The following is a 254-nucleotide window of genomic DNA, read 5'->3' as shown; positions in this document are numbered from 1 at the left end:
AGCGTGTCCTCGTCGGGCACGCCGTATTCCTGCTTGCGCAACGACGCCTTGTAGTGATCGTCCGGCGTCTCGCCCACGCAGGCGATGAAGACGTGCTGCGATCCGGGGATCACCATCAGCGGACCGTTGTTGGGCGTGTTTTCCGCCAGCAGCACCGACATCGACAGCGCGCGCATGCGCGGCATGCCATCCTCGGCGTGCCAGGTCTCGAAGTCGGAGTGCCAGTAGAACTCGCGGCCCTTGAACCCCGGCTT

1 protein-coding gene is annotated in these 254 nt (G+C 65.0%); it reads right to left on the bottom strand.

Annotation, left to right across the window (positions count from 1 at the left end):
- A partial coding sequence (locus ACYPYD_RS28035) for a phytanoyl-CoA dioxygenase family protein (protein WP_459665755.1) occupies window positions 1-254 on the bottom strand: 254 nt, incomplete at both ends.

This window comes from Novosphingobium sp. 11B (assembly GCF_054589055.1).
Note: the sequence above shows the minus strand (reverse complement) of the source record. Positions and strands in the feature narration are given on the sequence as shown.